General features: G+C 41.6%; 9 protein-coding genes and 1 tRNA gene. 5 read left to right on the top strand and 5 right to left on the bottom strand.

What is annotated here, in order from left to right; translation table 11 throughout:
- Nucleotides 1-95 precede the first annotated feature (95 nt).
- The 4 genes from H6G18_RS14545 to H6G18_RS14530 form a co-directional block, all read right to left on the bottom strand.
- A complete protein-coding gene (locus H6G18_RS14545; RefSeq protein ID WP_190407816.1) occupies nt 96-971 on the bottom strand; it encodes a phosphodiester glycosidase family protein in 876 nt (291 codons plus the stop codon).
- Nucleotides 972-1,073: 102 nt separating this feature from the next.
- On the bottom strand, nt 1,074-2,324 hold the full coding sequence (locus tag H6G18_RS14540) for a DUF4912 domain-containing protein (protein WP_190407815.1): 1,251 nt from the start codon (nt 2,322-2,324) through the stop codon (nt 1,074-1,076).
- A 575-nt stretch (nt 2,325-2,899) separates the two neighbouring features.
- Nucleotides 2,900-3,889 (bottom strand): AEC family transporter, encoded by a 990-nt coding sequence (locus H6G18_RS14535; protein WP_190407814.1) that lies wholly within the window; start codon nt 3,887-3,889, stop codon nt 2,900-2,902.
- Nucleotides 3,890-4,037: 148 nt separating this feature from the next.
- Nucleotides 4,038-6,383, bottom strand: coding sequence for an IMS domain-containing protein (locus tag H6G18_RS14530; RefSeq protein ID WP_190407813.1), 2,346 nt, complete (start codon nt 6,381-6,383; stop codon nt 4,038-4,040).
- Nucleotides 6,384-7,162: 779 nt separating this feature from the next.
- Here H6G18_RS14530 and pdhA point away from each other — a divergent pair.
- From pdhA to fba, 5 genes are all read left to right on the top strand, one after another.
- Nucleotides 7,163-8,197: a pyruvate dehydrogenase (acetyl-transferring) E1 component subunit alpha gene (gene pdhA, locus H6G18_RS14525; protein ID WP_190407812.1), complete on the top strand. Its 1,035-nt coding sequence runs from the start codon at nt 7,163-7,165 to the stop codon at nt 8,195-8,197.
- A 92-nt stretch (nt 8,198-8,289) separates the two neighbouring features.
- Nucleotides 8,290-9,159, top strand: a complete 870-nt coding sequence (locus tag H6G18_RS14520) for an aldose epimerase family protein (RefSeq protein WP_190407811.1) — start codon at nt 8,290-8,292, stop codon at nt 9,157-9,159.
- Nucleotides 9,160-9,221: 62 nt separating this feature from the next.
- A tRNA-Lys gene (locus H6G18_RS14515) sits at nt 9,222-9,293 on the top strand.
- 185 nt (nt 9,294-9,478) lie between these two features.
- On the top strand, nt 9,479-9,601 hold the full coding sequence (locus H6G18_RS25040; RefSeq protein WP_277875595.1) for a hypothetical protein: 123 nt from the start codon (nt 9,479-9,481) through the stop codon (nt 9,599-9,601).
- A gap of 329 nt (nt 9,602-9,930) precedes the next feature.
- On the top strand, nt 9,931-11,010 hold the full coding sequence (gene fba, locus H6G18_RS14510) for a class II fructose-bisphosphate aldolase (RefSeq protein ID WP_190407810.1): 1,080 nt from the start codon (nt 9,931-9,933) through the stop codon (nt 11,008-11,010).
- A 369-nt stretch (nt 11,011-11,379) separates the two neighbouring features.
- Here the strand turns inward: fba and H6G18_RS14505 are convergent, their stop codons facing one another.
- The gene (locus tag H6G18_RS14505; protein ID WP_190407809.1) at nt 11,380-11,850 is read right to left on the bottom strand and encodes a hypothetical protein; all 471 of its coding nucleotides are present in this window, start codon (nt 11,848-11,850) and stop codon (nt 11,380-11,382) included.
- Nucleotides 11,851-11,865 lie beyond the last annotated feature (15 nt).

The following is an 11,865-nucleotide window of genomic DNA, read 5'->3' as shown; positions in this document are numbered from 1 at the left end:
AATGAATTTATAATCACTGTTAAACTAAAATATTTTAATCCTTCGCCCAAAATCTAACATATTTTGGGCTATTTTTATTGGCTTTTTCTTAACATTCAACACTTCTGGTTGTAATACAATCCTGGTGACATCCCACCATCAAACAAAATTCCCTCTTGAATCTGTCCTAAACAATTATTTCGAGCAATCCCTTCTAAGACATCATCGAATTTATCAGGTGTTAACTCTTGATTAGTAGAATTTACCTCAATAGTGGAGTTAGCTTTTACATCATTTACTAACAAAATGACATAACCGTTATTCGTAATAGCTGCCATTGAGCGATTTGTGGCTTGCTTACAGGCAAAATCACCTAAATCTTGGCAGATATCTTTAAATTTACCTTGACGATAAAATCTACCATTACCGCCTACCAAGTTGTAATTAAGTATATTAGTATCTCTTCTACCAGCTTGAATTGTCGCTCTACGTTCCTGGGGTTTATCACCGGAAATCCCAAAAGAAGAACGCTTATTTTTAAAATCTCCTGAATACTCTACTCCACGAGAAATATTTAAACCTTGGGGTTTATTATCAGTATCTATATAGTCTGCGTTAATTGCTGCTATTGGTCGTTGTCCATTTAATGTAGAGTTACCATCAGAAATCAACTCATTAAATTGTTTCGGTATGTATTCTCGGCGAATTTTGCCCCTAGCATCTTTCGTATATAGCTGATGAGATAAACCAACATTGACTTTAAAATCTAATGCTGCTGACCTGGGATTAAAAATAATGACATGATTAATACCTTTAGCAAACCTTTCACCTCGATTATTAGCCTTGAAAAATTCCATACTAAATTGAGCATCTTCTCCAGGACAAGTTTTCGCAGCTTTTGGTGCTGCGCTAGCATCAATTTTTCTACAACCTGACAATAAGCTGACAGTAATGATAAATATAGATAAAGTAATTAATTTTTTAAGATACATACAAAATAAAAACCCACTACAGCATGACTATAGCGGGTATTGAGAAATTCAGATTTTATCTTTGCTGCTTTTTTGGGAAATTGGTATGAAACAAAATTTCAATTATGAAAGCCATTCCACAACAGCTTCTTCTTTGGTGTTGGTGTTACGAGATGGGGTTTCACGGTTAAACTTCATGTGAATTGAGCGTGTTTGCTCACCATCAGCCGCAACAGCCAAGATAGGATAGTCGATTAAGCCATCTTGGAAGGACATCTGGAAGCGGAATGTACCATCTGGATTGAGTTTGATGGGACGGCCGCCAATTGTGACAGTAGCGTCGGGTTCGGTTGCACCGTAAACAATCAACTCAGCATCAGCAATCAACCAGAACTGGCGGGGACGCATTGGGACTGCGGAAGCGGAGAAGCCGACACCAGACATTCCCACACCGGACATATTTAAGCCGGAGGTGGTGGGAACTGCCCACATACCTACACCAGAGGGGAAGATATAGGAACTGATAGCTTGTTCGGGACGCACGGAACCAGGGACGTGCTGTTGGGAACCGAACAGAGAACCTGCAACCCGTTGGGCTTCGGCTGACTCGGCCAAGCCAAAGATATGGTTGTAGATGGGGTTACTACCATTAGCACCAGCAGCCACAGTAGGCATTTTCTTAGCTGGGGGAACAAGTTCGTAAAGTGTCTTACCGCGTAAGTCTTCTTCAAAGTTGACGCTGATGAAGACATCTTCAATCCAGTCAGAAGGATAGACAGGAGGAATATGGACACGAGCGGAACGAGCTAAGACTAACCAACGACCATCTACTGCACGATAACCGATATCGAGTACATAATCGCGATCGCTCACTGGAATTGGTATGTACCATTCTCTGGCTAGTTCATCCGCAGGATATTCTTGGATGCTGTGAGGACTTTGGTAATCAAGGTTAACGTCGGTAACATCGTAAATCCGCAGCGCTAGTTGTTGTCCCCCTTGGCGACGCAACTCTTCTTTGTGGTCGTTAGGAATGTCCCAGTAAGCGTAAGCCCACTGAGGATCGCGTGGTAAAAGGACAATCCGGCTGTCACCGTAACCACCAGGTAAGTCGGCTAGTCCTTCATCAACATCAGCCAGAGAGCCACCAGTACGATCTTCTTGTCCTAGTTCAAATTTCGCGGCTTCCACGGTTTCCTGTGCCTCCAGTGAACGAGTTGGGTTAAGCAAAGTTTTGTTTCGCTGGACTTCTTGAATTGCTGCCAGCAATTGTGATTTACGCATTCGGCTATAGCGAGAGATGCTAAACTCGCTGGCAACTTTCCGTAGTTGCCGTAATGTCATCTCTTCTAGTGGTGGGCGTTCTTTTGCCATGAATTTGGCCTCCAGTAGTTTGAAAGGTAAATGATTTCCCCTGGTTAGAAAATGCTTGATAAAAGATCATCCTTCCCAGATGAATTTCTTATTCCTGACTCCTGGTTTTACTAAGTGTGTTTTTAGTCTTTTGTTAAAAGAGGGGATACTCCCTTTCAACTCCTTATTCATGCCAAAATCGGCATTTTGGGATTGGAGGAGTCAATCAATTTTGAATTTTGAATTGCCGATTTTGGATTTAACTCAACCACAAGGGTATGGGGCTGGAAAATTTTAAATGGAAAATTTTGAATTTGTTCAGCTTACAAGGAATGGGTTATATGGCTTGCTTCCCCGTAAGAGTACCGGAAGAATTTTTCATCTAAAATCTCAAATCTTAAATCGCCAATCATTTATTAAGTTTGTTAACTAAATATTAACTACTAACCCTTGGTCGGGATCAAGGGGTGTCAACAGGCTTTTTTACCTAATTTACGAACTTATTAGCCCTGAGGGGATCACATTGTCACGAATCCTTGACAATGTATTTTGTGATCCCTGGGTTTATATCATGATTTCATAACAATAGATTAATCTCAACCAAAAACCTGAATCCACAAGGGCAGGATCAGCAGTAATAAGAGCGTTGAGAGAATGATACTGCTGGCAATTAAATCACGATTCAGGTTGTATTCCTCTGCCAGAATCAGGCCAGCAAAGGCTGAGGGCATTCCCGACATTAACACCATTGCTAGGCGGCGATCGCCTGACAAGCCCAGAAACGCAGTTGTCAGCAAGCCCACAAGTAAAGGAGTAATGACAACCCTCAACACGGTGGGGATCAAAGCCAGTCGCAAACTCTGCCATCTTTGTAGTTGAGCCAAGCGAATACCAGTCAACAAAAAGGCGCAAGCAATCACAACATCTACAGAACCCTGTAAACCTGATTCCAGAACATCCGGTAGTTTTACCTGTTGGGTGAGAGTACCAATGAGAAAAGCCCACAGAGGGGGTACTGTGAGGAGATCCCAGAGTTGCATCCACCAGCGATTAGTAGATTTAGTATGGCTGAAGTAGCTGGCAATTAAGACCCCTATGCCATAGGGACCAATTACATTGTGGGTAATGCTGAAGAGAACAACCCAATTGAGAGTATCAACGTGAATTAAAGAGGGTGCGATCGCCAAACCGACAAAACCAGTATTTCCCAAAACAGCCGCTAGCAAAAAGCTACCTTTGGTAGAAGAATCCAGCAAAGGACTAGAAACAGACTCACTCAAGTCCGGTTTGAACAAGTGAGGTGATATTTGTTGCCATCCCCACCACACCAGCAACGCCACCACTAAACCTAGCATCAATGCCCCAAAAGTGATTAATGATGCTAGTATGGGAATATCTCCAGTACCACCAAATTCATTCTGGTTGCCTTTGCGAGCAAGTGCCACCAGTTCCAAAGGTATTCCCACCCAGTAAAGACCACGACCTAAAAAGTGCGGTAACCACTGAGGTACTATTCTAACTAGTAATAACCCCAAACCTATCCATAGAATTAGGGGTGTATAAGCCTGAACCAGAGTTTCCGTCATGAATCATCATAGGAAATTAAACTAAGTCACTCATCTCAAGCACAAAACTCCGTGAGTCGTCACCGTAGATACAACTTCTACGAATTATGAATTGTCACAAGAGACAGACAATTTGAGTTTAGTTGATTTTAGATATAAAAATTCATACTTAATTGATGGCCGCCGACATCCTCTGAATCAGCCACATATCATTTTGTCGAATCAATTCATAGCGGACACGTAACCTTTCATCAGAAGACTTCCGTTTTTGACCATTTTCATAAAATTGGGTTAATTCTCTAACTGTAGCTCCCACACTGGCCCGATTGGGATCTGTCTCTGATTTACTGATAGAGTCTACCTTGACGGTATGACCATATTCTCGATGGCGGTTGTCTGCTCTATCTTGTAAGGCAATTAGCCGCCATTGAGATAAAGCGGAACCAGTTAAAATTTCATTTAAACTTTCAATTTGATGTTCAGCCCCCAAAGCAGTGGCTTTGGTAGCCAGCCACTTCTCAACTATTTGTTGTGCAGTTTCTTCTGTTAGTGGCCCTTCTAGAGTTTCTATTTTAGTGTTTCTGTCGGGAATCTCTAAGGGTGGTTGATTGAGTTGAATAGATAATTGCTCACCTTGTAAAGAAGGTGCTGGAAAAAATACATTCCTTATCAAGCCAAAAGTTGTGGAAACTATCAGCCAGAAAACCAATAACCCTCCCAAAGAACCCAACACTATCCAAAATAATCTTGTTTTCCTACCTAGAGTTCTGGCTGAAGGTGGACGTTGTTGATGGATGCTGTGTCCTCGGTTGACAACCTCTGATGACTTCTTACGTTTTCTGCGTTTAGAAATTGGTCGTGGTGGTGTAGATTGACTCGAACCACTTACCCTCTGCTGAGTTGATCTACTGGCTTGTTCGACAGGTATTTCTGGTGAATAAGAGCCAGTATATGCAGATGGGGGGGATATATTCTCTCTAGTTGTCGCAAAATTTGAAGGTTCTGGTCTTCTGTGGTTTGACGTTCCTGGTAATTCTGGATCAGGTGTTCTATTTTGATAAAACTGTCGATTTATCCCAGATGGATGACTGGGTTGAGGAGTCGGTCGCGTGGGTGTGTCTCCCGATCTGTTTGCCTTAGGTATTCCCGTATGGTGAGAACCGACTTTAGGCTGGGAAAAAGATTGGCGGTTAATTACAGCCCATTCATTAGTAGCCTCTGCATCGTTTGGTAGGGCTTCTAAATATGCTTGTACTTGTTGGTTAGCAAAGTAATCTTTCAGCGAAGCTTGCTGTCTGGACAAATCGCGGAAATGGGGAAAGACTTCATTTTGTAACCATTGTTCGGCATACAAGCACAAACCCGGCAGTAAATCTGGAGAATCTTGAGATTTTTCTCGAATTAAAGCCAAGGCTTCGTATTCTTGACTCAATTCTAAAACGCGGGTGGCTTCTTCTGTTTGCCCCAGTAATAGCGCACAGAGGGATTGTTCTAAATGCACATCTTGCCGTTTGGACAAACGCATCAGCATTTGCTTGGCGTGACGAATTAAAGCTGGCTGGCGTTGGGTAAATCCTCTGGCGATAGAGGCGTAGACGGCTAAGTAAATAGCAACAGCCGAGGGACGTTTACTTTCGGCATCAAACAACTTGTGTTGTTCGGCTACTGTTAAGTGGTGGCGTAGTTGTTGGATGAATCGCAGAAAGTCATCGATATTAAGACCAGATTCATCATTACCTGTACCATCAATACCACCGCGATCGTCCAAGATGCTTTGTAATAAATCCAGCCCTTGACGGCGTTCAATAGTTTGTTCTTGCGGTAGGGCTAGTAATTCTAAAATCCGATAAGGGCGCAATTTGTAAAGATCAGCCTGAATTTCTGCCTGGACGCTGGGGAATATGCCTTCATTAAAAAGCATTTCTTGTCCAGCTTCTAAAGACAGTGCAGCATTTTCGTAGTGACCTTGCTGCCATTGTTCACGGCCTAATTCTAAACAGGCAAGGGCAACAGTCAGGATAATATCTGGGCGCTCAGAACTTTCTAAAAATTCTTCAGACGAGCGATAATTCCCATTTCTTCTAGATACTGTGCCGTTTTGATTACCTAAGTAAGTACGACCTAGCTTGAGTACGAGTTCATATTCCCCTAACTCTTGCAGAATTAATAAGGCACCAATTAATTCCTCAGAAGAAATTTCGATGCTGAGACTTTGGACATCGAAATGACCATTGTTGGTTTCTGCACGATTTTCTACCGCTACTTTGGTCGTAGCGGTGTTGTCTGGGTCGTAGGCGTGAGCCAGATATAGCTGGTCGTAACTGCTGCGTTCCTTTGGATCTGATAAAACCACGTAAGCTTCTTCTATGAGTTGTTTACGGGAAGCAATTGCTGGTTGAGAATACTCCCGTCGCGGCAATTGGACAATGCGATCGCTGTATGCTTGTCGCAATTGTTCATCACTTGCCGCTAACGGTAGCCCTAAAATTCGGTAGTAATCTAGCGGAATTCGCACAGCCTACTTCCCCTGCACCGTGATCAACATAATTCACCTAGACCATTCCAGGCTTGTAAAACCGTGCCATAATCATACGGTGAATAATACCGTGATGAACTTACACTATAAGTGTATATTGCAACAATTACTTTTGTATCTTCCTAAAAATGTGTGTCATATTTTAATCCTGATATTTCGCTTTCGCCTAGAAATAATTGAGACTTTGTCTTAATTCTTAGTATTTGTGCGGGCAAGAACTGTGATAAATATTTGCTCACAGCAAAACCAACATAACGATCATTGTTATGAGTACAAATGTTGTGCTTACAGATAAGTACAATTAATACTGCGTCAGAAATTTTTTTGACGATGCAGCTAATAATGCACCACTGCTCAGGGTAGATGCTGATAACATAAAGAACAAGATATTATCATAACTATATTATTATGACAACTATATATATAAAAATATACTCAGAATTTTTCATGCCTATTTTCTCTAAATTGTTCATAGGTATGCAGAAACCAAGCTATTCTGAGTGATAGCCTATGAACTGAAATGAAGATAAGGAAAACTAAGAAAAGGAATATTGTATTTAGGGTGAAATATTAAAAGATAAATACTTGAAGAAGACAAAATTCAATCATTTATTGCCTAATATTCCCTATAGCTCTTCTTAGTGACGAAATATTGGTTGTTGACTCTAGTAAACCCGACAGGGAAAAAGCAAAATTGCTCAGAGAACAACCTATTTAAAATGGTAAATTTCGATTTTAGACAGGAATACTAAAAAATAATGGTTCAAGAACGCACAATACCTAAATTTAATACTGCCAACGCCAAAATTACCAAAGAAGAAGGACTGCTTCTGTATGAAGACATGACTTTGGGGCGTTTTTTTGAAGATAAATGCGCGGAAATGTACTACAGGGGCAAAATGTTCGGTTTTGTCCACTTGTACAATGGACAAGAGGCGGTTTCGACTGGCGTAATTCAAGCAATGCGACCAGGGGAAGATTTTGTTAGCAGTACCTACCGCGACCACGTTCATGCGTTGAGTGCTGGAGTCCCTGCTAGAGAAGTCATGGCGGAGTTATTTGGCAAAGCCACAGGTTGCAGCAAGGGGCGCGGTGGTTCTATGCATATGTTTTCCGCCGAACATGGTTTGTTAGGCGGCTACGCTTTCGTGGCTGAAGGAATTCCTGTAGCAGCTGGTGCAGCTTTTCAAAGTAAATACCGCCGCGAAGTTTTGAAAGACCCCAACGCGGACCAAGTAACGGCTTGTTTCTTTGGTGATGGTGCGGCTAATAACGGGCAGTTTTTTGAAACTCTCAATATGGCTGCTCTTTGGAAATTGCCGATTATTTTCGTAGTAGAAAATAATAAGTGGGCAATTGGTATGTCCCACGAACGAGCAACTTCCGACCCAGAGATTTACAAAAAAGCCAGCGTCTTTAACATGGTTGGCGTAGAAGTAGACGGCATGGACGTGCTGGCGGTGCGTGCAGTCGCTCAAGAAGCGGTAGCCCGTGCGCGTGCTGGTGAAGGCCCTACTTTGATAGAAGCCCTGACCTACCGTTTTCGTGGTCACTCCTTAGCAGACCCAGACGAAATGCGAAGCAAAGCCGAGAAAGAATTTTGGTTTTCTCGTGACCCAATTAAAAAGCTTGGTGCTTATCTTATAGAACAGAATTTGGCAGATGAGGCAGAACTCAAAGCCATTGAGCGTAAAATTACGGATGTGATCGAGGATGCGGTGAAATTCGCGGAAAGTAGCCCTGAACCAGACCCCAGCGAATTGTATCGTTTTGTATTTGCGGAAGACGAATAAAAAGTACTAAGTTGTGAGTGCTGAGTTATGAGTAAACAGAAAAATTATTCAGCACTCAGCGCTCAACACTCTCTCACTACAGGACTAATCTTGTGTTTAGTATTGCCATTCAACAGCAACAGTACAAAACCTATATCCTTTCTGATGAAACCACTGGTTCTCAAATAGAAGTTGTCCCAGAACGTGGCGGAATTATTACTCGTTGGCGCGTCAAGGGTGAGGAAATTTTCTACTTAGACACTGAACGGTTTACCAATCCTGATTTAAGTGTCAGGGGCGGAAACCCAATTTTATTTCCCATCTGTGGTAACTTACCGGATAATACTTACACCCTCAATGGTCAGCAGTACACGCTCAAGCAACATGGTTTCGCCCGTGATTTACCTTGGGAAGTAGCTGATCAAGTGACTAAAGATAAGGCTGCTCTGACTGTAGTTCTTAACAGCAACGAGCAAACAAAGGCGGTTTATCCTTTTGATTTTCAAGTAGTTTTTACTTACGAATTGCAAGGAAATACTTTAGAAATTCACCAGCAATACAAGAATCTGTCATCTACGGCAATGCCCTTTTCTTTTGGTTTTCATCCTTACTTTTTGGTTGGGGATAAAAATCAATTGGAGTTTGCCATTCCTTCTCAACAGTATCAAGACCAGAGAACAAAGGAACTTCATCCCTTTAATGGCAATTTTGACTTTAATCGTGATGAGATTGACTTTGCTTTTGGCAAAATTACCAGTCAGTCTGCCAGCGTTATTGACCATAGCCGCAAGCTGAAACTAACCTTAGATTCTGATGAGATTTTTTCGATGTTGGTATTTTGGACGCTCAAAGGCAAAGATTTTTATTGTCTAGAACCTTGGAGCGCTGGTCGTAACTCTCTGAATACTGGTGAAAGACTGACTGTACTTGAGCCAGGGGCTAGTTGCAACGCATCTGTAAAATTGTCGGCAGATTTTTTCTAAAATCTCTTTACAACTACAGGTATGTTTGTGCTATGATGGCAAAGTTGCGAAACAAGACGCAAGGGTCGCTAACTCAACGGTAGAGTACTCGGCTTTTAACCGATTAGTTCCGGGTTCGAATCCCGGGCGACCCATATTTAAGATTAACATGATGCTAATTCACTGATACTTTTGAGATGAAAGTAGATGTGAAATTTATGGTTATTAGGGAATTTATGGAGGCGATCGCACCTTCAGAGAAATTAACTAAATTTCGGTCTTTTTGGGATTACACACTCCGATATCGTATTGTACGTTCCTAGAAGACTGAATATTAAGATTGCTATGGCATAACTGCCAGTTGTCAACGATCGCCACCCTGGGTAATATTGGGTTTGGCGATCGCTTTTTGTTTGCCAATAAATTTTCACAATTCGGTAGGATAGGCGTAGGCTGGATCTGAATGCGATCGCTATGGTAAAAGGTAGTGTTAAGTGTTTTACAAACAGGCTTGCAATCTCCTGAACACGCAGCATTTATTCAGAAATTAGCGTCTTCAGATTAGCATCTAGAATCAGAAACTACCAAAACCTTTAACTGTGACGTAGCATACTTGACTGTAGTTTAGTTTCAGCATAGGGCATCTTGATAAGTAATGGCGTAAACTTTTTCAACATAAGCACCCCACACTAGTTATAATTTCCTATAAGTTGAAAAAACTCTTAAGATTTAGCGTAATCACTACGCTGCTCTCATACCGACTAGCTGACAACCACATTAGGAGGACTATTTATGGCGCTTGTACCATTGCGGCTGTTGTTGGATCACGCGGCTGAAAACGGTTACGGCATCCCAGCTTTCAACGTTAACAATTTGGAGCAGATTCAGGCAATCCTGAAGGCTGCTGCCGAGACAGATAGCCCCGTAATTTTGCAAGCTTCTCGTGGCGCTCGTAATTATGCAGGTGAAAACTTCCTCCGCCACCTGATCTTGGCTGCGGTAGAAACCTATCCTGAGATTCCCATCGTCATGCACCAGGATCATGGTAATGCTCCTTCTACCTGCTACTCAGCAATCAAGAACAATTTCACCAGCGTCATGATGGACGGTTCTTTGGAAGCTGACGCTAAAACCCCTGCTAGCTTCGAGTACAACGTCAATGTTACCCGCGAAGTTGTAAATGTAGCTCATGCTTTGGGCGTAAGTGTAGAAGGTGAACTCGGTTGTTTGGGTTCTCTGGAAACCGGTGCGGGTGAAGCTGAAGACGGACACGGTTTTGAAGGTACTCTTGACCATTCTCAACTGTTAACTGACCCCGATGAAGCTGTTAACTTCGTAGAAGCAACCCAAGTAGATGCTTTGGCTGTAGCTATCGGTACCAGCCACGGTGCTTACAAGTTTACCCGCAAACCCACCGGCGAAATTTTGGCTATCAGCCGTATTGAAGAAATTCACCGCCGTCTACCTAACACCCACTTGGTAATGCACGGTTCTTCGTCCGTACCTGAAGATTTAATCGCTTTGATTAACGAGTACGGTGGTGCTATTCCTGAAACCTATGGTGTACCTGTAGAAGAAATCCAAAAAGGTATCAAGAGCGGTGTTCGCAAAGTGAACATCGACACCGACAACCGCTTGGCTATTACTGCGGCTGTACGCGAAGCTTTAGCAAAAAATCCCAAGGAATTTGACCCCCGTCACTTCCTCAAGCCTTCTATTACATATATGCAGAAGGTTTGTGCAGAACGCTACGTACAATTCGGTACTGCTGGTAATGCTAGCAAGATTAAACAAGTTTCTCTGGAAAGTTTTGCGGCTAAGTATGCTAAAGGTGAATTGAACGCTATCAGCAAGTCTGCTGCTAAGGTTTAATTTTAATCAAAGATAAATAGGGGCAATACTTTGCTCCTGCAAAATTTTTGATATTGATATAAATAAACCGGGTAACACTAAAGTTCCCCGGTTTTTTGTATGAAAATTTTAGCGTTGTTGAAATATCCTTCTTCTGCCACTTTGGATAATTAAAAAAATAACTCATATTTTGCATCTCTATGTACTGGCGTGACATGACTAAAATGTTGCAATAACATAAGTTTTATCCACGTTCATCTGCGTTGAGTTAGATGGCAATATAATCGCAAAAAGATACGCGATCAAGCTACCTATCTTAATGACCAACCCCCTTTCCAGAGTCGCTTTATGGCTGCAACCCTAAAAATCGACTGAGTTTTTCAGGAATCACTACCTTAACAGACTTTCAAAAAAAACAACAACTTCCTCTGTAAATTGGAGAATTTCATATTTTTTTTGTTGATCATCAGTAATATATATTGTTGATGATGTAATGGGAATTTGGCTAGAGACTTTTATGTTGGTTGTGCTGGATCTAATATTTTCTGAATCAATTCTTATAATTTTCAGTCCTGTATGACTTTCAGCTTCGTCTGATTTCTTATGCTTATTATGAGTACATATAAGCTTACACACTTTTAAAATATCTGTACCACTTCTATTAAAGTCTTGTTCTATGCTACTGTGGCGCTCTTTTTTCAACCAGTCTTTTAAACTATATGCAGTGTTACAAAAGTCAAATATAGTATCTTTAATCTCTATATCATTCTGATGCTCAACAGCATCATATAGTCTTTTCTTATCTCTTCTCAATTTTTCTAATAAATCTGATGAATCATTAAATCCATAACTTATTGACATAGTAATACAGTTAAG

Source organism: Anabaena subtropica FACHB-260 (genome assembly GCF_014697105.1).
Lineage (GTDB): Bacteria > Cyanobacteriota > Cyanobacteriia > Cyanobacteriales > Nostocaceae > Trichormus > Trichormus subtropicus.
The sequence above is the reverse complement of the archived record's forward strand: the minus strand, read 5'-3'. Positions and strand labels throughout refer to the sequence as shown.